This window comes from Leeuwenhoekiella polynyae, assembly GCF_004104075.1.
Classification (GTDB): Bacteria; Bacteroidota; Bacteroidia; order Flavobacteriales; family Flavobacteriaceae; genus Leeuwenhoekiella; species Leeuwenhoekiella polynyae.
This window is the reverse complement of sequence record NZ_QOVK01000020.1, coordinates 1-24,572: the sequence shown is the minus strand read 5'-3', so window position 1 is coordinate 24,572 and position 24,572 is coordinate 1. Positions and strand designations below refer to the sequence as shown.

22 protein-coding genes, 1 tRNA gene and 1 pseudogene are annotated in these 24,572 nt (G+C 35.8%); 14 read left to right on the top strand and 10 right to left on the bottom strand.

The window, feature by feature from the left end:
* Positions 1 to 21: 21 nt before the first annotated feature.
* Both DSM02_RS16260 and DSM02_RS16255 read right to left on the bottom strand, forming a co-directional pair.
* The gene (locus DSM02_RS16260) at positions 22 to 1,179 is read right to left on the bottom strand and encodes a FecR family protein (RefSeq protein WP_128766605.1); all 1,158 of its coding nucleotides are present in this window, start codon (positions 1,177 to 1,179) and stop codon (positions 22 to 24) included.
* An 86-nt stretch (positions 1,180 to 1,265) separates the two neighbouring features.
* Complete coding sequence (locus DSM02_RS16255; protein WP_128766604.1) at positions 1,266 to 1,802, bottom strand: sigma-70 family RNA polymerase sigma factor; 537 nt, start codon at positions 1,800 to 1,802, stop codon at positions 1,266 to 1,268.
* Between the two features lie 585 nt (positions 1,803 to 2,387).
* Between DSM02_RS16255 and DSM02_RS16250 the strand changes: the two genes are divergently transcribed.
* The 12 genes from DSM02_RS16250 to DSM02_RS16195 all read left to right on the top strand — a co-directional run bounded on the left by DSM02_RS16250 (position 2,388) and on the right by DSM02_RS16195 (position 13,767).
* Entirely contained in the window at positions 2,388 to 2,924 is a 537-nt protein-coding gene (locus DSM02_RS16250; protein ID WP_128766603.1) for a hypothetical protein, read from the top strand.
* 326 nt (positions 2,925 to 3,250) lie between these two features.
* Positions 3,251 to 4,732: a Na+/H+ antiporter NhaC gene (nhaC, locus tag DSM02_RS16245; RefSeq protein WP_128766602.1), complete on the top strand. Its 1,482-nt coding sequence runs from the start codon at positions 3,251 to 3,253 to the stop codon at positions 4,730 to 4,732.
* Positions 4,733 to 4,955: 223 nt separating this feature from the next.
* Entirely contained in the window at positions 4,956 to 5,594 is a 639-nt protein-coding gene (locus tag DSM02_RS16240; protein WP_128761291.1) for a peroxiredoxin, read from the top strand.
* Between the two features lie 54 nt (positions 5,595 to 5,648).
* Positions 5,649 to 5,963: a thioredoxin family protein gene (locus tag DSM02_RS16235; RefSeq protein WP_128766601.1), complete on the top strand. Its 315-nt coding sequence runs from the start codon at positions 5,649 to 5,651 to the stop codon at positions 5,961 to 5,963.
* Positions 5,944 to 6,192 (top strand): DUF6952 family protein, encoded by a 249-nt coding sequence (locus DSM02_RS16230; protein WP_128761293.1) that lies wholly within the window; start codon positions 5,944 to 5,946, stop codon positions 6,190 to 6,192. The genes DSM02_RS16235 and DSM02_RS16230 overlap by 20 nt, the downstream gene beginning before the upstream one ends.
* 241 nt (positions 6,193 to 6,433) lie before the next feature.
* Positions 6,434 to 6,934 carry a thiol peroxidase gene (gene tpx, locus DSM02_RS16225; RefSeq protein ID WP_128766600.1) on the top strand — a complete coding sequence of 167 codons (501 nt, stop codon included), beginning with the start codon at positions 6,434 to 6,436 and terminating at the stop codon, positions 6,932 to 6,934.
* Between the two features lie 3 nt (positions 6,935 to 6,937).
* On the top strand, positions 6,938 to 7,309 hold the full coding sequence (locus DSM02_RS16220; RefSeq protein ID WP_128766599.1) for a diacylglycerol kinase: 372 nt from the start codon (positions 6,938 to 6,940) through the stop codon (positions 7,307 to 7,309).
* Positions 7,310 to 7,462: 153 nt separating this feature from the next.
* On the top strand, positions 7,463 to 9,841 hold the full coding sequence (locus DSM02_RS16215; protein ID WP_128766598.1) for an FtsK/SpoIIIE family DNA translocase: 2,379 nt from the start codon (positions 7,463 to 7,465) through the stop codon (positions 9,839 to 9,841).
* Positions 9,834 to 10,499 carry a LolA family protein gene (locus tag DSM02_RS16210; protein WP_128766597.1) on the top strand — a complete coding sequence of 222 codons (666 nt, stop codon included), beginning with the start codon at positions 9,834 to 9,836 and terminating at the stop codon, positions 10,497 to 10,499. The genes DSM02_RS16215 and DSM02_RS16210 overlap by 8 nt, the downstream gene beginning before the upstream one ends.
* Positions 10,500 to 10,505: 6 nt before the next feature.
* A complete protein-coding gene (locus DSM02_RS16205; protein ID WP_240674086.1) occupies positions 10,506 to 12,116 on the top strand; it encodes an LptF/LptG family permease in 1,611 nt (536 codons plus the stop codon).
* An 85-nt stretch (positions 12,117 to 12,201) separates the two neighbouring features.
* The gene (gene ribB, locus DSM02_RS16200; RefSeq protein ID WP_128766596.1) at positions 12,202 to 13,347 is read left to right on the top strand and encodes a 3,4-dihydroxy-2-butanone-4-phosphate synthase; all 1,146 of its coding nucleotides are present in this window, start codon (positions 12,202 to 12,204) and stop codon (positions 13,345 to 13,347) included.
* A gap of 72 nt (positions 13,348 to 13,419) precedes the next feature.
* On the top strand, positions 13,420 to 13,767 hold the full coding sequence (locus tag DSM02_RS16195) for a hypothetical protein (RefSeq protein WP_128766595.1): 348 nt from the start codon (positions 13,420 to 13,422) through the stop codon (positions 13,765 to 13,767).
* Here DSM02_RS16195 and DSM02_RS16190 read toward each other — a convergent pair.
* Positions 13,762 to 14,391, bottom strand: a complete 630-nt coding sequence (locus DSM02_RS16190; RefSeq protein WP_128766594.1) for an NAD(P)H-dependent oxidoreductase — start codon at positions 14,389 to 14,391, stop codon at positions 13,762 to 13,764. The genes DSM02_RS16195 and DSM02_RS16190 overlap by 6 nt on opposite strands.
* A gap of 210 nt (positions 14,392 to 14,601) precedes the next feature.
* Between DSM02_RS16190 and DSM02_RS16185 the strand changes: the two genes are divergently transcribed.
* Both DSM02_RS16185 and DSM02_RS16180 read left to right on the top strand, forming a co-directional pair.
* Complete coding sequence (locus tag DSM02_RS16185; RefSeq protein WP_240674085.1) at positions 14,602 to 15,240, top strand: SanA/YdcF family protein; 639 nt, start codon at positions 14,602 to 14,604, stop codon at positions 15,238 to 15,240.
* Positions 15,241 to 15,391: 151 nt separating this feature from the next.
* A tRNA-Ser gene (locus DSM02_RS16180) sits at positions 15,392 to 15,476 on the top strand.
* Between the two features lie 183 nt (positions 15,477 to 15,659).
* Here DSM02_RS16180 and DSM02_RS16175 read toward each other — a convergent pair.
* From DSM02_RS16175 to DSM02_RS20815, 7 genes and pseudogenes are all read right to left on the bottom strand, one after another.
* Positions 15,660 to 17,366 (bottom strand): ATP-binding protein, encoded by a 1,707-nt coding sequence (locus DSM02_RS16175; protein WP_128766592.1) that lies wholly within the window; start codon positions 17,364 to 17,366, stop codon positions 15,660 to 15,662.
* Positions 17,359 to 18,630 carry an SIR2 family protein gene (locus DSM02_RS16170; protein WP_128766591.1) on the bottom strand — a complete coding sequence of 424 codons (1,272 nt, stop codon included), beginning with the start codon at positions 18,628 to 18,630 and terminating at the stop codon, positions 17,359 to 17,361. The genes DSM02_RS16175 and DSM02_RS16170 overlap by 8 nt, the downstream gene beginning before the upstream one ends.
* 30 nt (positions 18,631 to 18,660) lie before the next feature.
* Positions 18,661 to 21,171, bottom strand: a complete 2,511-nt coding sequence (locus DSM02_RS16165; protein WP_128766590.1) for a DUF4268 domain-containing protein — start codon at positions 21,169 to 21,171, stop codon at positions 18,661 to 18,663.
* Between the two features lie 105 nt (positions 21,172 to 21,276).
* Positions 21,277 to 21,945: a hypothetical protein gene (locus DSM02_RS16160; RefSeq protein WP_128766589.1), complete on the bottom strand. Its 669-nt coding sequence runs from the start codon at positions 21,943 to 21,945 to the stop codon at positions 21,277 to 21,279.
* Positions 21,946 to 21,947: 2 nt separating this feature from the next.
* Entirely contained in the window at positions 21,948 to 23,684 is a 1,737-nt protein-coding gene (locus DSM02_RS16155) for a hypothetical protein (RefSeq protein ID WP_128766588.1), read from the bottom strand.
* A 97-nt stretch (positions 23,685 to 23,781) separates the two neighbouring features.
* Positions 23,782 to 24,156: a hypothetical protein gene (locus DSM02_RS16150; RefSeq protein WP_128766587.1), complete on the bottom strand. Its 375-nt coding sequence runs from the start codon at positions 24,154 to 24,156 to the stop codon at positions 23,782 to 23,784.
* An 87-nt stretch (positions 24,157 to 24,243) separates the two neighbouring features.
* A pseudogene (locus DSM02_RS20815) lies at positions 24,244 to 24,435 on the bottom strand (hypothetical protein); the annotation flags it as partial.
* Positions 24,436 to 24,572: the final 137 nt, after the last annotated feature.

Genomic DNA, 24,572 nt, shown 5'->3' with positions numbered 1-24,572 from the left:
CCCTTTTTCTTTTTGGTGTTGTTATTTTACGATTATCTGTCTTTCTTTTATCTCATAGGCATTTATAAAATTTGTTTCTTTAATTGTTTTTAAGAGTTGTTCCAGGTTTTGCTCTTTACTAAAAGCCCCGGTAAATCGTATCGTTTCCAGTGCTCTATTTTCAAAAATTACATGTACATCGTACCATCTGGATATCACTGTCATAATGTGTTTTAAATCAGCTCCTTTAAAACTAAAAACACCTTTTTTCCATGAAATCGCGTCGTACACATGAACCTTGTTAATCTGAGTTTCTTTCGTGCTTTTATTAAAGCTTAGCTGTTCTGAAGGTGCTAATAAAAAAGTATCTTCCTGCAGGTTTAATCGTACCTTTCCTTCTACAAGCGTGGTCGTGATTACCGGCTCTTCGGGGTAAGCTTTAATATTAAATTCAGTACCCAAAACCTTTACCGTTTGTTGACCTGTTTTTACTTGAAACCCATTCCCGTTATTTTCTGCACTGGAAGTAACCGCCAGATAGGCTTCCCCATAAATTAATTTTACTTCACGAGGTTTATTTTTACTGAATTGAACAGGATATTTTATTTTAGAATCTGAGTTCAACCAGACTTCAGATCCGTCTGAAAGTTTTATATGAAACTGCCCCCCTCTGGGCACAGCAAGGGTATTAAACTCGACGGAATCTGTATCTGAAGATTCTGTATAGACGAGATCTTTCCCGTTACTCGAGCTGTTTGATGACGTATATCCCGACTCAGGATTTAAATAAATTTTCTCCCCATTATTCAATATTAAAACTGCTTTGCTAGAACCTTTAGGAATTACAGGTTGAGAAACACTTACTGCGGGAGCCTGACCAAAATCAACATTCTGAAAAACCAAGAAACTGGCAATACATAAAATAGCAATTGAAGCCGCTGCATATCCTATCCAGTTTTTACGCGGGAAAACGGCTACTCGTTTGGATTTTTGATCTATCTTTTTTGAAATCTTTCTCCAGGCTGCATTAGAGTCTATCAGCGAATAGTGGTGGGTACGTTTTAATAAGGTCTGAGTTTTTAGATTTTTATAAAAACCATATTCTTCCTGTAAGCTCGACAAAATCATTTTATCCTCTTTTGTTAAGAGATTCAATCTTTTTTTGATGAAAAGCTTAGATAAAAGAAAGATATCCTTCATTTAGTTTGGGTTTATTGTTAAAACAACCCAAAACCTAAAGTGTAGTATAAAATTTAAGATTTTTTTACAGAAAAAATATAAGTCACTTATCTGTAAGTTAGTACAAAGTTAAGAAAGTATCCTAAAGCGTTAATTTTTTCTTTAATGATCTTATAAGCCTGTGTTCTGATGGCTCGAACGGTCTGTGCTTCAATCTTTAACTTTGTGGCAATTTCAGGTCCTTTCATCCCTTTTAAACTCAGCAAGATAATTTCACGTTTCCTGCCTTTTAAGGTATTGATTATTTTATATAATTGCCTGGTAATTTCTTCCTCTAAAACCTGTTTCTGAAAAAGGGAATCTTCTACAGGGTCTATATTCTGAGAAATCTGGAAGTCGCTTTTTACTTTATTATGCTTAATAACATTTAAGCATCTGTTTCTAACTGTAGTATACAAGTAAGCTTTGAGAGCTGCTTCATTGGGAAATTCCAGCTGTTGTTTCCACAGGTACACAAAAATGTCCTGTACGATATCTTCTCTTTCATCCAGATTGATACTGAAGTTGCTCGCGTAATTTACAAGTGCTTTGTAGTATGCGTGAAACACTACATCCAGTTCATCTTTATTTTTTAATTCAATCAAAAAGTTAAGTTAAGAGAAGGTTAAATTACCTTAACAAAGAAAATTAAAACCTAGTAGATATTAAAATTAAAACGGGTAATATTTTAGCAAAAGCGGGCCTATACGGTAATTTGATGGTGCGAAGTACCCGGCTCGATGTGCCCGATAGCGTACGATACCATACCGAACAGCCCCCTTTTGGCCCTATCCGTATTAACGCTCTGTGCGTTTGGACACCGGTATCTCTCTAAGGGGTACCCGCTCTGCACTTGGGTATGAGCACTGCTGTAACATACGATGCCCATATAGTGGTGAAGCGCTACAACCGGTTTAACAGTACTACAATGAGGCTGGTTTTGTTCATTTTTTAGCTCGCGCACACTATTTTATTGGAACTCGTGAAGCTCCTACTATCTATTTGCATTGCCCAGTCTTCAGCACCATAAGGCAGACAAAAAAATAGAAATACGAATAAAAGTTGGAGCATCCTTATCAGGTTCTATTTTCCTTCAGGAGCAGAACTGAAGTGGGATATAAAGTTCTTGCAAAGCTTTTCCTTACATTTTTTAATCTCCCTATCTTTACACCTTAATAGTTGATCACATTATGAACGTACTTGGAACCGGTAAAAACGATTTAAAATTCATACTGCATCAATCCTTTAGCAGCCCATTATTCTCCCCGATAAGCAACTACGTTTCCTGGAAACTCGAAAACAATTGGGATGATTATAATGAGCTTTATCATGCCGTAAATTACATAGAAAACTTAAAGCAGACAGCAGGTGTTTGGTTTGATATACATACTCTGGAAAGAAAGGGCTCCATCATCGGTGTTTTAACGGTTGTAGGGGGTGAACTAGAAAAGCTTGGTATAGAAGGCGAAGCCGATCTAAAGGAGACCGTATTGCTCAAATACTTCCATATCGTAGAAAAAGGAATGGGGCACGGAAGCTATTGGCTTAACACTATTATTTTCCCTTACTACAGCTCTAAAGACTACGCTAAAATGCTAATTAGCAGCAGTCATCCCAAATCCTTTAACTTTTATAATAAGCTGGGTAAAGAGGTTAAACACTACACCAAAAGGAGTGATAACAATTTGCACGAACGGATCTGCAAGACCTTTTTAATAAACCTATAATCTCAGGCAAAGGAAAAGGTATTCAAGTAGTGGTTAGGATGTTTGTTTTATGCATCTCATTAAATCATTGATTTGAAATACAAGAACTTAGAAAAGACAGTTTTATGCTATTCGTTTCTATAACATCTTTTCTTTACTCGCGCGATTTCTATTTTAACGGAAGTTCGTGAATCTCTCCTCATCGATTTGCCTTGTTCAAAAAAAGAACCAATAGAAAAAACAGAGCCAAAAATAACAGGTATTCTTAATAGCGTATTTGCACCACCTATCCATTAAAGCTATATCCCGAAGATTGTTTATTATTGTAAGCATCTTAAAATACACCTATGAGCAATCAGGATCAGGATCCAAAAAATCAGGAAATCGTTGAGAACAGAGCATTAAACATTTGGGAAGCATTGATTCCTATTATTGCTCTTGTAGGGATGCTGGCTTATAATGTTTTTGTCTTTGGTGATGACGCCCTCAGTGGATCTAACCAATTCATTTTGCTATTGGGTGCTGCAGTTGCAGCCATTGTAGGCTTTTTTAATAAAACTTCTTTTGACACCATGATGGAAGAAGTTGCTCAAAATATCAAATCTACATCGGGTGCCATTATCATTTTATTAATGGTAGGCGCTCTCGCCGGAACCTGGTTGATAAGCGGTATCATCCCCACCATGATTTATTACGGATTACAGATTTTAAATCCGTCTATTTTCCTTGCTGCTTGTGTAGTTATCTGTGCTATTATCTCTGTTGCTACTGGAAGTAGCTGGACGACCTCTGCCACTGTAGGCATCGCTTTGATAGGAATCGCAAATGCGCTAGATATTTCACTCGGGATGACCGCAGGAGCAATATTATCCGGGGCTTACTTTGGAGACAAACTGTCCCCACTTAGTGATACCACAAATCTCGCCCCGGCAATGGCAGGGACCGACTTGTTTACGCATATTCAATATATGCTCTATACCACGGTTCCTACGATTACCATAACCCTTATCGTATTTATAATTATCGGTTTAAATATTGAAACAACAGGTACTGCAGACACTTCGGCAATATTAGCTTCTATAGATGATGCTTTCAACATTAGTCCGTGGTTATTTTTAGTTCCCGCTATTGTCATTTTTTTAATAATCAAAAAAACTTCTCCGTTAATCGCTTTATTAATAGGAACCCTCCTCGGTGGAATCGCAGCGCTTATTTTTCAGCCTGAAATCGTAGCCGGACTTGGAGGTAGCGACACGCTTACCTTTAAAAGTGGTTATATGGGTGTGATGAATGCGATAACGGTAGATACAGCTATTGAAACTACCAATGAAAACCTGAATGATCTTTTTGCCGCAAGCGGAATGTCTGGTATGTTAGGTACCATCTGGTTAATCATCTGTGCAATGACCTTTGGCGGTATTATGGATGCCATAGGTGCACTCTCCCGCATTAGCGCGTTTATGCTCAATTTATTTGATAGTACTTTTGGTTTATTTGCCAGTACGGTTGCTACCTGTATCGGTCTAAACGCTACAGCTAGTGATCAATATTTAGCCATTGTGGTTCCCGGTAAAATGTATGCTAAGGCCTATCGTGATAAAGGTCTAGCTCCCGAAAACCTGAGTAGAACTTTAGAAGACAGCGGTACGGTAACTTCGGTATTGGTACCCTATAATACATGTGGTGCGTATCAAAGTGGTGTTTTAGGAGTTTCTGTAGCAGACTATTTTGTCTACGCGATATTCAACTGGTTGAGCCCCTTTATGACATTGATATTTGCTGCATTCAGCATAAAAATCAGAACGCTGAAAGAAACCAAAACAGTCTGATTTTTTATATAATTCACGTTTTATCATTACCTTAAAAATTAACCGATAAATTTACGGGTATCCTATTTTTACACCTGTATTCTTAAGGGTCTACTAAAAGAACATGCTTTTTTGACAAGGCATAGATAAAGCTTATATCAAAATAATTTGTTTGCATTTTCTATGCTGTCATTAATCGATTTAGCGAGCTATCTTTGCCTTGTAAAATTTAAAAAACTAATTAATGACATCAGTAGGTAAACAATTTCCAAACTTAGCTGTAGACGCTATGAATGAAATGGGAGATACATTTAAATTAAATGTATTGGAAGAAGCAAAAAAGAACGGTAAGAAAGTTTTGCTTTTTTGGTATCCAAAAGATTTCACATTCGTATGTCCTACAGAACTTCACGCTTTTCAAGCAGCAATGAGTGAGTTTGAAAAACGTAATACTTTAGTTATAGGTGCATCTTGTGATACACCAGAAGTACATTTCGCATGGTTGAATACGCCTAAAGACAATGGTGGTATTGAAGGCGTGACTTACCCAATCTTAGCAGATACGAATCGTAACCTTGCTAATCGTCTAGGGATTTTAGATGTTACTAACGAACGTTATGATGAAGAGACCGGTATCTTAACTGTAGATGGTGATAACGTAACCTACAGAGCTACGTATTTGATCGACGAAGAAGGAACAGTATTTCACGAAGGTGTAAACCACATGCCGGTGGGTCGTAACGTTAAAGAATTTTTACGTTTAATCGACGCCTATGCTCACGTTCAGAAAAACGGTGAAGTATGTCCTGCAAACTGGGAAGAAGGTAAAGATGCAATGAATGCTAACCGTGATGGTGTTGCTTCTTACTTAGCTTCAAATTAATTTCTTTCACCCAACTTCATTTTTTTAAAGAAATTAACCCTAAAAAAGCAATTCATGATTCAAGAACTTGATCAAGACAATCTTTCAGAATTAGTTAGTGATAACGAAACTGTGATTGTTCAATATATGGCAAGCTGGTGTGGTAACTGCAGATTGATGAAGCCTAAGTTTAAGAAACTTGCTTCTGAAAACGACAATGCTAAATTTTATTTAGTAGATGCAGAAAAATATCCAGAGAGCCGAAAAATGGCTACTGTAGATAACCTGCCAACTTTTGCTACGTTTAAAAATGGAACTTTTGTTAACCAGGTACAAACCAACAAGTTTGAAAACCTAAAAGAACTCGTAGATGAAGTTACCAGTAATTAAGCATTTGCAAAAAAACAACAGTGTTGAGGCGTTACAAAACACCATTGATGTATTAGAATCTTTTACAGAGCATCGCTCTGTAACCGACACCGATATGGATGTTGTAGGCGAGTTGATCACCAATCTTTGTGGCGCTGTTGAAATGCACCAAATGATCTCAGAAGGAATGTCAGAACGTGATGCAGCAAATGGATTTGCTCAAAAGGTTCTGGGTTCTATAGACCGATAAATGTAGGTTAGATTTTTTAATCAAAAAGTCCTCAGTTTCCCTAGCTGAGGGCTTTTTTTTATATAAAACAAACGCTTAATATTTTAGCAAAGCTTTAATTGGAGGTCCTTTTACTATTAACTACTTTTACGTTATTATTGAGACTTAAAGCTTTGAGGTTTACCTTAAGAACAGAAATCATCTCATTTTAACGTGTTCTGGGCTTGCCCTAAACGTATTTACTTAAACCAATTTAAAAATTATGGCTACAATCACCCTTGGTGGAAACCCTACACATACTAATGGAGCGCTTCCTAAAGTAGGCACCCCTGCCCCAGACTTCAAACTCGCTGCTACAGATTTAACTCAAGTAAGCCTTAAAGATTACAAAGGAAAACGCGTTGTTATGAATATCTTCCCTAGTGTTGACACGGGTGTATGTGCAGCTTCGGTAAGACATTTTAACAAAGAGGCTTCTGCTTTAGAAGATACTGCAGTATTATGCATCTCAAGAGATTTACCTTTTGCGCAAGCACGCTTTTGCGGTGCAGAAGGTCTAGATAACGTGGCAACGCTTTCAGATTTTAAAGATGGTTCTTTTGGTAAAGAATACGGTTTAGAAATTGCTGATGGTGCTTTTGAAGGATTACATTCTCGTGTTGTGCTTGTTTTAGATGCTGACCATACCCTAATTTATAGTGAGCAAGTACCTGAAATTGGTCAGGAGCCAGACTATGAAGCTGCATTGAGTTCCTTAAATTAAACGATGACGCAACCGCCTAAAGACAATTTTGTAGTAAATAGAATCAAAGCCTTTAAATATGCTTTTAAAGGTGCGTGGTTATTGCGCAAAGAAGCGAGCATACAAGTGCAACTGGGCTGCGCCTTAGTTGTTACTATCCTGGGGTTTGTAGCAGATTTATCTACAACCGAGTGGTGTATTCAACTCTTGGCAATAGGTCTGGTTTTAGCTACAGAAGGACTCAACACAGCGATTGAACGAATAGCAGATTTTATTCATCCTGAGTATCATGAAAAAATAGGGATTATAAAAGATGTTTCTGCAGGAGCGGTGACCTTTGCAGCCGTTATTGCTGCAATCATTGGCTTTATTATTTATATACCTAAACTCTTCTAAAATTTTATAAGTTTAGTACCGTTTGATATTTGTATTTTTACCCGCTAATGGTTGAAACCATCGGAAATCAAACCGCAAATAATTGAACGATTTTTTCAGATTTGTAGGGGTGTAACACGTTATTACCTAAAATCTACTTAGTCTAAGCTTAGAATGGCCAGAAAAAAAACCAAAACAAAACCTAAATCTACCAAGCAGCCCAAAAAGATCTCTTTCAAGCTGTCTAAACAACAAAAAATAGTTCTGGGGAGTTTTTTGTTCCTTTTAGGACTGGCCTTGTTGTTTTCGTTTATTTCATACTTTTTCACTTGGCAGGCAGATCAAAGCACACTTCATAACTTAAGCGACCGCAGTGTGGAGTCTCAAAACTGGCTTAATAAATTTGGTGCCGGTATTGGGGACTTTTTCATTTATCAAGGTTTTGGCTTGTCTGCATTTACTATTGCTGTACTGGTAACACTTACCGGCTTTTATTACTTTTTTGATAAGCCTAAAAAAAGCCTGCAGTCATTTTGGTTTTGGGGTATTATTGTGATGCTTTGGTTCTCTGTATTTTTTGGATTTTTTGCTGATAAAAATCCGTTATTAGGAGGTATGGTAGGTTTTGAACTCAATGATTTCCTTCAGGATTTTATAGGGATGATCGGTACAATTCTCGTACTTGTGTTTGTCGCCATTGTTTATTTCGCCGTAAGGCTAAAAATCACTCCGGAACTTATAGGTCAATATCTTAAATCGAAAAAACAAGCGATTTCTTCAGAATTCAATACCGAAGATTCAGACGAAAGTGAATTTGTAGATACTGCTTTTGATAAAGATAATATTGAACTCCCTGTTGAAGAAAACACCGAAGAAATTGAAGAACCGGTTTTAAAAACAAAACCAGCTCCAGAGCCTGAACCCACTCCTGCCCCACTCGAGGTTAATAAACCTGAAGATGACGAGAATTTTGAAATAGAAATTGAAGAAACTGTTGAGGAGGAAGAAGTTGATGAAAATCTGAGCACAAAGCTGGTTCAGGATTTTGGCGAATTTGACCCTACTCTGGAACTCAGTAATTATAAATTTCCTTCTATTGAACTGCTGAAAGATTATACAAAAGGACAAAGCATCACGATTGATCAGGAAGAGCTCGAGGAAAACAAAAATCGTATTGTAGATACGCTTAAGAACTACAAAATTGATATCGCACATATTAAAGCGACAGTAGGTCCTACTGTTACTTTATATGAGATTGTACCCGAAGCAGGTGTGCGCATCTCTAAAATTAAGAATCTTGAAGATGATATTGCCCTTTCGCTTTCTGCATTGGGTATCCGTATCATTGCTCCAATTCCAGGGAAAGGAACAATAGGTATAGAAGTGCCTAACAAAAATGCACGCATTGTTTCTATGCGCTCAGCGATCGCTTCGCCACGTTTTCAAAATGCAGAAATGGAGTTACCGCTTACTTTAGGTAAAACCATATCTAATGAGACTTTTGTGGTAGATCTCGCTAAAATGCCTCACTTGCTTATGGCAGGTGCTACCGGTCAGGGTAAATCAGTAGGTTTGAATGCGATCTTAACTTCGTTGTTGTATAAAAAGCATCCTGCTGAAGTAAAGTTTGTTTTGGTCGATCCTAAAAAGGTTGAACTTACTTTATTTAATAAAATAGAACGTCATTATCTCGCAAAACTTCCAGATTCTGAAGAAGCAATAATTACCGATAATGCAAAAGTAATCAATACCTTAAACTCCCTCTGTATTGAAATGGATCAGCGTTACGACTTGCTTAAAAATGCAATGGCCCGTAACATTAAAGAATATAACGCCAAGTTTAAAAAACGCAAATTAAATCCCAACGACGGTCATAAATTTTTACCGTATATCGTTCTGGTAATTGATGAGTTTGCTGATTTGATTATGACCGCGGGTAAAGAGGTTGAAACTCCGATTGCACGTCTGGCGCAGCTTGCACGAGCGATAGGTATTCATCTTATCGTAGCCACACAACGTCCTTCTGTAAACGTTATTACAGGTATTATAAAAGCCAACTTCCCGGCGCGTATTGCTTTTAGAGTAACTTCAAAAATAGATTCAAGAACCATTTTAGACAGTCAGGGTGCAGACCAGTTAATCGGTCGTGGGGATATGTTATTTACTCAAGGTAATTCACTCGTACGCATACAGTGTGCGTTTGTAGACACCCCGGAAGTTGAAAAAATAACTGATTTCATCGGTGCACAAAAAGCCTATCCTGACGCTCATTTACTGCCTGAATATGTAGGAGAAGAAGGTGGCACAAGTCTTGATATAGATGCCAGTGACCGAGATGCATTGTTTATGGATGCTGCAGAAGTTATTGTCACAGCGCAACAAGGAAGTGCGTCTTTGCTACAACGGAAGCTTAAATTAGGCTACAACCGCGCAGGCCGAATTATAGATCAACTAGAAGCTGCAGGTGTTGTAGGACCTTTTGAAGGCAGTAAAGCCAGACAAGTTCTCGTGAATGATATGAATGGATTACACCAATTATTAAACAATGAATAATATGAATTTTTCAAAAATAAAAGTATTTACCCTGATGCTGATCGCATTTACCGGAGCTTCTACCCTATTTGCTCAGGATGCTAAAGCAAAAAAACTATTAGACGAAGTCTCTGCCAAAGTAAAAACCTATGACAATATGTACATAGATTTTAAGTATGGCTTGTCTAATGATGCCGCAGGTATAAATCAAGAAACCCGTGGTGATGTTACTCTAGACGGTGATAAATACAAACTCAATTTAATGGGTACAACCCAGATGTATGATGGCAAAAAGTTATACACCGTCATCCCTGAAGATGAAGAGATTACCATCTCTACTCAGGATCCGGGAGATGATGATGCCATTACGCCCTCTAAGATGCTAACCTTTTTTAATAAAGGCTACACGTATAAATGGGATATTGAGCAAAATGTAAATGGTCGTAAAATTCAATATGTAAAGCTCACTCCTATGGATTCTAACAGTGAATTAAAGTCAGCTTTATTAGGTGTTGATGCACAAACCAAACATATTTACCGTTTGATAATGACTCAAAATAACGGTAGTAAAATAACCATTACCGTTAACACATTTAAAACTGACAAGCCTTTACCTGCTAATATGTTTGTTTTTGACGAAAGCAAATATGGAGACTACTATATAAACCGACTAGACTAGGTTCTTTTGAAAATACTAGACCGTTATATTCTCACCACATTTATCAAGAACTTTCTCAGCACGTTCATCATCTTGATGTTCATCTTTGTGTTACAAACTGTATGGTTGTACATCAAAGAATTAGCGGGGAAAGATCTTGATTTTATGATTATTGTAAAATTTTTGATGTACTTCTCTCCCCGATTAGTAACACTGGTTTTACCACTAACGGTCTTGCTTACCAGTATCATGACCTTTGGTAATTTTGCAGAAAACTATGAGTTTGCTGCAATGAAATCTACCGGTATTTCCTTACAACGCGCAATGCGCAGTCTTACTATTTTTATTCTGGCACTTGCCGCAACCTCTTTTTTGTTTGCTAATTATGTGATTCCGGCAGCGGAATTTGAATCGTTAAACTTACGTAGAAATATTGCTCAGGTTAAGCCCGCGATGGCCATCACAAAAGGACAATATACCACTATAGGTGAAGACTACGTGATGAAAGTGGCCGACAAACAAGGTGAAAAAGGTCAGTTTTTGAAAGATGTTATCATTTATCAAAAAGATCCTTCAAGAGTGGGAAATTATACGGTGATTAAAGCCCGAGAAGGCGAGTTGATAAGTGCCGAAGGAGACAATGTACTTTCTTTAAAATTAATTGACGGTAATTATTATGACGAGGTTGAGCAAAAAGATTTTAGAAAGCAAAAGCGCGAACCGTATGTAAAAAGCTATTTTGAGACCTATACCATAAACATAGATCTTTCAGAACTTAGTAATGTAGATATGGATGAAAAAAGCATCGACAATGCGTATACCATGCTTACCGTTACCCAGCTTAATGATACGCTTGCAGACATCTCCAAAAATTACAATCAGTATTTAACCTCTCTGGGCAAAGGGCAGGTAAGAGAAATGCAATTGCGCCCATTAGACTCTTCCTACTTAAAGAATATCAAAAAAGATACCACGCGAGTTTTAAAAGAAAATCTCATTGATAATTTTGATTTTTCAGAACAAATTCAGGTTTTAGATTATGCTAAAACCACAGTAAAAAATAACATCACCTCGATTAAAAACCGAAAAACAGACAACAGTATTAAGGTCAAGACATTGAGTAAATATGAAATTGCTTTACACGAGAAGTTTGTTTTGGCTTTTGGCTGTGTAATTCTGTTTTTTGTGGGCGCACCACTTGGAGCAATTATAAGAAAAGGTGGTTTAGGTCTACCTATAGTGATTGGCGTTGTGCTCTTTTTAACCTATCATTTCATTGGTATTTTTGCAAAAAACAGTGCAGAAGACGGTACCGTTGCAGCGTGGTTAGCCAGCTGGCTGAGCACCCTTATCTTATTTCCGTTAGGTGTTTATTTAACTTATCGTGCTACAACTGATCAGGGCTTATTTGACCTTGACGGATTTCTGGATCCAATAAAAAAATTATTTAAAAAGAGAAAGGATTCCAAAATTGATCCCGAGCAACCTTTGATAGATTTTGATTTATCTAATTCTGAAAAGGCAATTCTAAAGACCAAAACCAAAAGAGAACTTCAGGATATTATAAAAAACTACCAAGTTTATGGATATTCTGAGAAATTCAAAGAAGCTGCAGAAACCTTACTGAAGACACTCTAGAAGGTTTTAAAAGTTTTGATAATTCTACCTCAAGGTTAAGAGCAACCTAAATCGTACCTTTATATCCGCTTAAAAAAGAAAGATTATGGCTACGCAAACGCGAACCAAAAAGACAAAACTCAATACCATCCCTGAAGCTATTGAGGATATAAAACAAGGTAAAGTGATCATTGTTGTAGATGATGAGGATCGCGAGAATGAAGGCGACTTTCTAGCCGCTTCAGAGCTTGTTACTGCAGAAACTATAAATTTTATGGCTACACACGGTCGTGGTCTTATTTGTGCTCCTATTACTGAAGAACGCTGCAAAGAGCTCAAGCTGGAAATGATGGTAGGTACAAACAGCGATCCCATGGAAACTGCATTTACTGTTTCTGTTGATTTAAAAGGTCACGGGGTAACTACTGGCATCAGTGCATTAGATCGCGCTAAAGCTGTAAAAGGTCTTACTGACCCCGACATGAATTCGTGGGATTTTACAAGACCAGGACACATTTTCCCACTTAAAGCAAAAGAAGGTGGCGTTTTAAGGAGAACAGGGCATACCGAAGCCGCTATTGATTTTGCTCGTCTTGCAGGTTTTGCTCCAGCAGGAGTTATCGTTGAAGTGATGAATGAAGACGGTACGATGGCTCGATTACCGCAACTCTTTGAGATCGCAGAAAAATTTGATCTAAAAATTGTTTCTATAGCTGATCTTGTTGCTTACCGCATGCAACACGATTCGCTAATTGTAAAAAAAGAGGATTTTGAAATCAATACGCTTTTTGGCACTTTCAGACTACGCGCCTACCAGCAAACTACCAATGACCAAATACATATTGCACTTTCAAAAGGTACTTGGGTAAACGATGAGCCGGTTCTCGTTCGTGTGAACTCAAGTTTTGTAAATAATGATATTTTAAGTACACTAACCGAACAAGCTGACACCAAACTCAATCAGATTTTTGAAAAAATAAATTCTGAAGGAAAAGGAGCTGTAGTCTTTATAAATCAAGAGAATTTTGCAAGTAAGTTACTCTTCCGCCTAGCGGAATTAAAAGAACGCCAGGAAACCGGACGCAAGCTTACAAACAATTCTAAAATGGACCTTAAAGATTTTGGTATAGGCGCTCAAATTTTGCACGATCTGGGAATCTCAAAAATACGTTTACTCTCAAATAGTGAAGATCAAAAACGTGTGGGTATGATAGGCTACGGCCTTGAGATTACTGATAAAGTAAATTACTAGAGCGTTAAATTATTGCGCATTTGCCACATAATGAAATTAAATTCGTATTTATATGGAACAAAAGCCATAAATATGAATTCAAAATTTTACTTTTCTATCCTATTTATTTTAGGTTTCGGGAGTTTTTTAATTGCGCAAGTCCCATCAAAAATGCGTTTAACTCCGGCAGACTCCTTATTCCAAAAATTCAATTTAAATCCTCAAGACTTTTCAAATCTGGATTTATTAAAGAATAAAAATCCACTGAGTGAATATACACCACCTGTTGAAAAACCAAATGGATTTAAAAATCTGATGCCTATTATAGTGCCAAACGATAGGTTTGATTATAAACTGAAAATCTACAAACCAGACGGAATATACGAACATAACATGCCTATTTTAGAACCTATTATGATCGAGAAGTATTACCGATCATAAATGAATGATAGTCTCTTTTTGAGGTCTGCGAACCTTTTTAAAGTCGGCAAACATATCATCTTCGGCGCGGTAACCTACTGGTAATATTAATGCAGATGCCAGATTGTGTTTTTTAAGATCGAGAATTTTATCAAATTTTTCAGGCTCAAAACCTTCCATTGGGCAGGCATCAATTTTTTCCAGCGCGCAAACAGTAAGTAAATTTCCCATCGCTAAATACGCCTGGCGTATGGCCCACTCGCGAGTTTCTGAAGAAGACTGTTTGTCAAATTTATTGGCAAGCATTTCTTTAAAAGGTTTCAATATTGGTTCTGGAGTTTCGCGTATTTTCTGAACCCTATCAAAATAATTAGTCACAAAAGGTGCTTGTACCTTTCGCTCGACGCAGATAACTAAAAGATGTGATGCATCTAAAACCTGACGTTGATTCAAAGAAGCTTCTACCAATTCTGCTTGCTTTTCTTTATTAGAAATCACGACAAGACGTAAGGGCTGTAAACCATATGAAGTCGCGGTAAGATTAAAAGCTTCTTGCAAAACCATTAATTGCTCTTCTTCTAAAAACCGGTTCTCATCAAACTTTTTTGTCGCATAACGCCATTTAAGGCTTTGAACTACATCCATCTTAAAATTTTAGGCAAATATAAACAGCTAAAATTGCTAATCGCCTTTATAATGCTAACTAATTCTTATATAATCATTATTAAAAACCATAACGGCATTCAATATTCTCAATACGTTATTGCTTAATTTTTGCGTTAGCATCAAAACAAATTATAAGTTTACACTACCTAATTGCCAGCCGGTTTTATGTTTATAAAAAAAATACTCGCTTTGCGCATTCTGCGTTATCTTATTCTTGCTGCTTTACTTGTTCTTATTTTAACAAGTTACTTGTCTTATCATATTAGAAATGAAACGGAGCAATTTATCTATGATGATATTAATACTATTCCTAAAACTTATACTGCACTAGTCTTAGGGGCCAGTGTAAAAAGCAACGGCGAACTATCTACTATGCTGAGGGATCGTGTAGAGTCTGCCCTATTGTTGTATCATCGCGGAAAGGTAAACCGGTTTTTAGTTTCTGGAGATAACCGCACCACTAATTATAACGAACCGGTAGCCATGAAAAAGTATTTGCAAGAACGCGGTGTTCCTGAAGAAGATATTTTTATGGACTTTGCAGGCTTTGACACCTACGATTCTGTCTACCGGGCATCTTATATTTTTGAAGTGGATAATGCAATTGTAGTATCGCAGCGCTTTCACTTACCTCGTGCTGTATATATAGCCCGTTCTATGGGTCTCAATTTTTACGGTTATAATGGAGATCGGCGTGAGTATGAACTCGAAAGTCGCAATAGATTTAGAGAAGTTGCTGCAAATGTAAAGGCTTGGTTAGAACTTTTGATCAACAAAGAACCTCATTTTAAGGGAGATAAAATTCCCATTACCGGAAAAAACAATTAAGTCAAAAATTCCTCAAAAAAGTGTGTTGCCAATCAGAAAAAACTTTCTATATTTGCACCCGCAATCAGCAAATAGCTGATGAGACACTCAGGAAAAATGGCAGTCCCGATAGCTATCGGGAGGTCAATGCGGGAAAACTGCTTCCTTATTTGGAGAAATGGCAGAGTGGTCGAATGCGGCAGTCTTGAAAACTGTTGAGGGTCACACCTCCGGGGGTTCGAATCCCTCTTTCTCCGCAATGTCAGCTGATATTCAGTTAGTTACGAAGTTGACACCCAAAATTACACCCAATTCTGTAAAGGATTGGGTGTTTTTTTTACTTGAATCTCATTTTTTAAGAAAAATCAATGAGATCGTGTTTTGTATGTAACTAGTTTCTGGAATCAAATATAACTTATCAATTTTAGCCTTACTTTATATTAGCTTAATCTGGGCGTACTTGAATCCGGCTTTATAATAGGTTCGTCAAACTTCATTATGATTGGCATTGGAAAATCTACTCCTGTCAAAATGGCTTCGCCTTCTCCAAGAATAGGCAAAAAGTCTAATGTGTTTTTATTGGCTGTACTACAAGCATTGCTTACTGCTTCTTTGTCAAAATGATTGATCAATCGATGTGCTATGAATGTTCCCATTTGACTTAGTGTGCCTTGTGGAATGTCTCGTGGCATTTGGGTCGCAATACAAAGAAACAAACCGTGCTTTCTACATTCTTTGGCTATGGAATCGAAAGCGTCTAAGGGTTTACTGTCAAAATACTCGTCTTTAATAGACTTGTTTAGAAACTGGTGGGCTTCATCAATAAAAACCACAACTGGTGAATCTTTGAATGAACCACTTCTTGCTTTTGCTAAAAGAAATTTGCCGATTGCATTTACTAATGTTTCTCTGACTTGAAAATCATATTTTACGTTTTCTAAGTTTAAGCGCAATAATTTGTTATCGGTGTTTTCGATAGAAATAAATTCATTGAGAACATCCGTTATGTCATTTTCTGTTTTCCCCTGTTGGAAACCAAATATTTGGTTCAATTCAGGTGTATTGGCAAGATTGGTAACTCTTGATATCAAACTCACACAATATGAAACATCATTTGGAGCCACACCTCCCCATGTAGTTCCATTGTCATAGACACATTCAGCACTTAATTGATGGGACAATTTCATAAAATCAAAATCTGCCATTCCGTTTTCAATAGCTGATATGTTTCGGTAGTATAAAACATCATATGGTTTCTTAGGCTTTCCGTTTTTTTTCAATAAACCATCTTCAATCGGAATAGCATCTCCGTTATGTTCAATTTGTGTAGCTTCTCCAACAATTTTCACCATTTTTAGAGACCTTATAGCTTCCATTAGCTTAGGCGTTTGAGTTCTTGGTGATGGCTTCAACAAGAAAAACATATCATCTATTGTTAGTTGAGAATAATGAAATATGTTTTCGCCATTACCAATATCTATAGATTTTATCTTATCATAACTGCCACGATACTCTCCAGTTGCATCAATCAATATAGCTTTATTACCTGTTGCTATTAATGATTCTACCAATTTGCTTACCGTATAGCTTTTCCCTCCTCCTGTAGTTCCAACAATCGCACAATGGCGTCCAAAAATAGATTGCAAATTTATTTTGACCTTGGTATTAGGGCTTGAAACTAAACTTCCTATTGAAATTGTGTTTGCGATTTCGCCACTTCTCACGCCAAACCTTGACATATATTCTTGCACTAGTTCTCCTGAACTTACAAATACTTTTGCTCCAATGTTTGGATAAGCTGTTAATCCTTTTTTGACATCAAAAGGATTGTATAAATCAAAAGATAAAAGAATTTCAATTTTTCCCGTAGGATGAAAATCACTGGTTTGAAATGCTTTTTCATTCAAAGAAAGTCGTTCTGATTCTGGTAACGATAATTCTGTAATTCTACCTAAAAAACCATATTTATCGCCTTCAATGACGACAAAACTACCCACCAAACCACCATTAAACTCTTTGCCAAAATGAGTGAAACCATTCAATAACACAGATGATGGGAAATGTACTTTCACAAATTGCGGTAACACCTGATTGATATAACCAAGAAAGTATTCGTGCTTGAAAGGATTTATCTTTTGGTTACTCATTTTTCAAGTTTATGGTTACTTGCTGGGTGTTTTCATATGTTTTTATCTCGGGAAAATAATTAGCAAAGTCTGTAAATGTTTCTGAAACCATTAAAATTCTTTCAGTTTGCAATGCCGTTTCTTTTATGGTTTTTAGTGATTTTGAAGCGGCATCATTGTCAAATCCTGGATCAATTATTGCCAATCTAAAACCTGGGTTTTGATTCAATGCTTCTTCTATTGCTGCATTAATATGCTTATCATTAAAACTGTAACCTATGCAAACCAATAAAGTATCATCATTTAACCTAAGGTTTCTTTGAAAACGTGCCATCATTTCAAAAAATGGCTGTTCGTATGAATCTTCATATTTGGCTTCCCTAGGATACACCATCAAAGCTTTTTTAGGTTTTTCATTAATTACTACGCTGCCAGTTTCTTCAATTCTTTCCCAGTTGATAGAGCCGTGTAATTTGTGTAAATGAAAAACACGCTGTACAAAATTATCTTCTTCTTTTAGTTTGCTTCCTTCTCTTTGTACAATATCATAATCAAAATACCTACCGCTGAATGTTCTTGGAAATGTATATGAAAAACCATCAATAACAATAGCGTTTACAGCCGTTGCGGCATCTTCAAAGAGTAAGTCATAATTTAAGGTGAATATTTTAACTCTTGGGCTTGTTAGTTTGCGTTGCAACACTTTTTCAAGTAAAACTTTGTGTGGAAATGCATCATTTGAAGGCGTTGGAATTGTACATTTTTCTTGTATGAGTTTGAAAAGCAATTCTTTTAACTTTGATAGTTTTTTCCTTCCATCTTTAGAATCAACCTCAATATCATCTGAAAATCTTACGAAGCCTTCAATTTGACTCAATAAGGCTTCAATATCCTTTTTGTCTTTTTTCTCATTAGGAAATTTTACAGCCTCAATAATGTTGTTTAAACCATCAACTTTTTCTGATTTAAATTCTTTTTCAGATTCATCCCATAATTGATTCATTGAAAGACCCTTAACATCCATAGAAGACCCCGCTCCCGTAAGAAGTACTAAATTCTTAAATGGTTTCTGGAAAAACGTAGTGTAAACTTTTCGTTTTTCCTTATTGGCAAGTTCGACAGTTGGCGATATTTCTTTACCTTCCGAATCATTTTTATTAAATGGTCTAATATCAGTTAGATTCGTGAGTTTTCCTTTGTCAAATTCCGAATCCTTAACTTCTAGTGTTTTAGATTTTCCATTAATTAAAAGGTATTTCCAATTTTCTTTTATTTTCTCTGCCATATCTAAAACTTTTCAAACTATTATTTAGCACTATCTCAACTTATTTACAAATGACTGAAGCGCGTTTTCAAATTTAGGAAGCGTCTCAATTAAAAAGGAAGTCATTTGAGACCAATCCTCTTCATTGAAAAGATTCACGTTCTGTAATTCTATTTTAATGCGAGACATTTTATTTTCTGGTAATTCATCCCAAACCAATTCAGATCCAAAGCTAGTTTCAATAGCTTCTTTAGACTTATAGAGCTTAGAGAAATACGCTTTATTTTTTTCTTTTGATGAACTTATAAAGCCCAATTCTACCCGAGCATAGGAACCTGTAATAACAAAAGAATACATAACACCGCTTGTACCTGCGCCAGAACTTAACCAATGATCGCGAGTAGGATTAACATTTGAAAAAAGTTTAGTTTCTCTAATTTGAGGTAAAAGCTGCTTCCAGAATTCCCTGCGTATTGAAAATCGTTTCGCAGTATTAGATGTGGCTTGAGAACTTTCAAATTTTACAAATAAGTCATCTTCGGCATCAAAAACAGATAGTATCTTTTTAAGATTCCTAAACTTACTATTACTGTCTATATTAGATTCTATATAATACCCATTAACCAACTCCTGCGGAGCTCTAAAATCTTCTGTGTTTCTGGAAAGTTGAATGATATCTTTACTATCCAGTAAAAGTTGTGGGTTCTTTGAGTACAATTCACTTAAAACTGTAAAGTACATTTGAGCAATATGTGTTTCCTCATATTTAGTTTCTTCAAAAATAAAGTACTCCAATTTTTTACCTGTAGGCTTATCAGCATTGTAAATATTGATTTCTATAGTATCGTCTTCCTCGACTTCCACAACAACATCAGGAAATTCCCATATTTTTAAAAATCGTTCATAGATCAATTCAAAACGCTCGGTGTAATTTATAAGGTTCCAGGTGTCAATATTTTTAAGGTAATTATTAAGCCAGAGCCTGCTGTATATATAACCTTGTTCAAGACCTTCTTTATTCATTGTTTTTTTATCCTGAAAAGACCTATTTCCTAATGCGCCATTATTGCCTGAAAGTGTAAGGTTTGACAGCGTATTAAGGTGTTTTTCCTTGAACATAAAAAAACTCTCTGCAGGCAAGTCTTGTTCCCATTCTTTTGCAGGTGTCTGCGGAAAAATATGCTCTATAGTTATTTGCTCGTTTGAAGTATCTACAAACTCCCGGTTGTTATAATTTTCCAGCATCTCAAACATATAATTCCTGTTCTTAGACTGAATGTTATACAGGTCTTTGTCTAAAAGAGCCGTTTTGATTTCAGAATCTCCGGGAAATTTAGCTGTACCGCGTTTCTTAACAAGTGCCTGAGCAAGCGTATTGTAATAGTCTTCTATATCTATTTCAGAATACAGAGACATAAATATTTTATTCAGAGCGTTGGTGGGCAAACCCACAATAAAGCGTCGCCATACATAAGACTGAATAAGTTTTAATATTTGAATAAGGGTCGCTGAATCGAGTAGTCCATTTTCGGCATCTTCAAAAACCTGAAGCAGAAAAGGATAAGCTACATTTATTTCTAATCTTGAAATGTACTTAAGTTCTCTCCGTATTTTATCATCTTTTACTGTTGAAGGATTGATAAACTTCTTATAGTGTACCGAAAGGGACTTTATATTCTCTAAATCTTGCTGATAGTCATCTCCTTTTTTATTGGGATATAACTTTTTAAACTCCTCGTAAACCTTACTTTTATTGGGTATTTTATTATTTCGCAACGTTAGATAATCTCTAATGTATGCCGAAACCATAGATTTTTGATGCGTTAAATCAAGTGCATTATCTTCAATAGGGTTCCAGATCTGTTCAAAAACCCGTTGCTGATCTTTAGGTTCTAAATCCATCAAAATAAAATTCCTGATAAGATCTGATTGGGATAATTCTAATCCTGTAGAATTTAAACTTTCAAAGATACGCTGGGGATCATCTTTATCGCGTTCTAATGAGATTTCAACAAAGATCAAACGGTTTAAACCGCGTTGAATCGTTTCAAAATTTTCTTCTGTAATCTGAGATTTAAAATAGGTGTAATTTTCAATTACATTAGAATATTGATTAAACTCTTTCTCTGTACCTATCATAATGGCGTGAAATGCAGCAGAATTGGTATCGGTTTGTTTTAGTTTAAGCTTACTGGATTCCTGTTTTACATATTGATTGGTTAAAAACAGATTATACAGTCTGTCGCGGTCTTGTTCTAAACCATTTTCTTTGGCAAAACGATACAAGGCAACATATAAAATATTAATGGTTGTCAAACGCTGCTGCCCGTCAATGATAACCAGTTCCTTTACCTCACTGGTACTATAAATACCCTCGTGAATAAAAACAATACTCCCTATAAAATGAGTCCCTCTAGAATCTTCTTCAACAGCTACAATGTCTTTTAAAAGCTCTTTACATTCTTTTGACGTCCAGTCATAATTACGCTGATATACCGGTATAACAAATTGTACATTGGCAGCCTGTAAAAAGGCATTAATAGGTAGTTCTGTTGCTTTCATTATTTTTTATTTTTACTTTAATTTAGCCTGTTCCAATTCGTGAGTGTCTATAGAACTTTTTCTATAGTAGATTTCTAGACTAATATTTCCTTATCAGTTATTTAGTTATCTTGATTTAGCTGCATAAATGATGGTATTGACTGTAATGAGAAAAGTCAATAAACCACATAAACAAGCAATAAAATTAAAAGTGTTTAGTCTAACAATGTTTACTATAAAATAAACATCAAAAATGATGGGACCAAGAATCACAAAAGATTGTAAAATAGTACCAGGCCATTTCATCCATCTTTTCAAATCCTTCTTTTCTGTCTGATAATCTAATCCGTGAAAGAGTATACTAAAAGGGCGTATCGCATTTAAAGTGTCACTTATTGAACCAATTTTATAAAGGTCTTTAGCCAGCTCGTCAAACTTTATTCTAAGGTCAATATTATTATACCAACGTATTATATTAGCCATATATAGATAACTGAATAATACAGCAATACCATTTAATAGTATATTTTTATCAGTTAACTGAAAACTTAGTACGTTTACTTCATTGATATAACCTAATAAAACAAGAGTATAAATTGCAAGGCTCGACACAAGCACTAAAGAATTGCGCTGAATTGCTCTATTATTAGATCTAATATTCTCAGTGAGAAGATTGAGGTAATTTTGTTTGCTCGATTCTGAATCAATTTCTTTATCTTCTTTTGGGTCGGTTATTACAGGCATCTTGATTTCTGAGGCTACCTCTTTTAAATAGTCGTTTTCTGCTTCTGTCATCTTTACTTTCCACTAAATTTTCTAAAGGCTCTAATAATTTGAAATATAAAAACGCCTAAGACCAATCGATGAAAAAGGTCTAGGAAATAAAGAGAAGCACTTCTACCTGAGCCATACACAGCTTCAAACTTTCTAGCTGGATTGAACATTTGCCAATAAACATTAAAATGCCCAAAACATTCCGACCAAGTTATTTTTACCTCTTCCCAAGAAGTTGCAAGACTATACTCTAGCTTATCAGAAAAGAAAGGTAACTCTACAAAATAAAAACCAAGAGTTATCAAGGATACTATCCAAAAAGGTTTAAACCAATCTAACCCGTAATTATTTGTCATATTTACGGTCATAATCAGTCTATCATTATACCCGTAAATCTTTGAACTTTTTAGTTCCGCTCTATGCGCTCGCATCTCTCTTGCTTGAAACAAAAGACTATCTATTTGATTGCCCTGCGATTTTAATGCATGTTTTATTTGCCTATATATTTCCCTGCGTGTTCTATATGCCTTTGGAGTGTTGTTATTAGGAAACCCCATAACCAACTGGCTATCATCGAACCAATTCACATTAGAGCATTTTATCCCATCAAATGAGGTGTTTTCAACATTTATCGTGATGAAACTTCTAAAATCCATCTCGATGAATTTAGTCGCTCCGAGATCATTATGCGCCATTACGATAGCGCTTGAATTGACCAACTTAGTTTTTAAGAGTTCATTCTCTGCTTGGCACCTTTCAAATGTAACATCGGCATAATTTGTAAACTCGATCATTTTAAGCGTACGAATGTACATCTGACACAGAAGGAGTTTTAGGTTTTGATTAATACCTGAAATATCTAATTCTGCTACATGCCAATTCTGAATACGCAATACCCCTTTTAAATCTGAGGTAATAGGTAAGGTTATCTTATCAATAGTTAGACCTCTACCTCTAATATCAGCCCCTTCAATAAACTTAGCCTGACTGATATAAAGCCCATTTAAGTAACATTCTTTAATTTGACCTCCACGATCAAAATTCTCGTATTTAATTTCCTTTTGAAACACATCGCCTATAATGCTCCAGCTTGCAATACGAGAGGCCGTAACCTTTACAGTATCTTCAAAAGTGTTATCATTAAATATTAATTGTCTAGAACTAAGATTCCATATTTGAATCGATTTTTTAAATACTGATTTTACTAAACTTATCTCACCTGCGTGAGATTCAAAACGGACCATATCTTCGAAAGTTGAATTAGATATTTTGAAACTTCCAATAAAACCTTCTAACTGAAAAAATTTAATTGACTTACTCCTATCAAAGTAAAATCCTGTCTCCTCAACTTTAGATTGAAATAACTTTAAAAGTTCAACTTCTGAATTATTTTCTATCCTTACATTTCTTTTAAAGTGACAATTCTCAGACATTGTAAAATGCTGCATTTGACAATTAGAAAAATACAAGCTACATTTTGCTTTACTCTTTTCTACATCAAACTCAAGACAAGTGACACCCCTAAATATTATACCTCCTTCAAAATTGCAATTGTAAAATGCTAATCCCGACTTAATGTCAACATTGCTAACAACAACAGGTTGTATAAAATTTACATTAGAAATTGCTGCTGATTCCCAGGTAAGATTTTTTGAATTGATTAAAACTTGGTCAGCAACATGGTATTTTTTATCAGAAAATGCCTGAGTATCTGTGTATTCAAAAAATGTCTTAATATCTAGGTAAGTACCTTTATCCATTCTCTATTGATATTAACTAATAACTTATTAGTTCAATTTACTCGCCACTTTATTATTTTCCGGGAACTCGTGAATCGCTATATTTAAATTCTACTAACTATGAACTTTCAACTTTAGCGATTTCCTCCTCCGTCAACCCATACAACTCATAAACTATCTGGTCGATTTCGCGCTCGGTTTGATTGATCTGGCTTTGCAGAGCCTGGGCTTTTTTCTTGTTTTCTTCAAAAAGGGACATCCACTCAAACTCGTCTTTTTTGGTTAGGGTTGGCACCTCGATAGGCTTCTCGACTGCGCTCGAAGTGACAGCAGCTTTTTGACGGAGTTTGTTATTGGCTTTGATGCTTTTATTGAGCTCTTTGATAAACTCCCCAAACTCCAACTCGTGCCAGTTTTCTAGCTTACGGGAGAGTTTAATACCATTAAAAGAATAATTTAACATCCTGACATATTTCTCAATTATAGTATTCATACTCTCATTTTGTTCCTGAATTTGTTTTGATAGAAAAATAATTTTAGCAAATTTTACATCATCTGATGTAGATGGTACAGGAAATTCTTTAACATACTGAGGCTTATATCTGTAGTAACCACCTCGTACAGTATTACTATTTGTCTTTATGAAATAATAAAATAAATTTGAATTAAATATTGGCAGAAGTAAATCGAGACTAATACCTATTTCTTTACCCTTCGTATTTAATTCTAAGCTACAAACGGTACGAACGTGCCAGTTTTTTGTTTTATCTATCGCGAACTGTGGTTTAATTGGATGAGCCGGTCAAAGTGAACCACGTTCGCCGGATGAAAGTGAGCATAGCAAACTAAGTACTGGAAGTCGATTCCTTTGTTGTTAAATTTACTCTTTATTTTTCAGTTTTTTTCTCA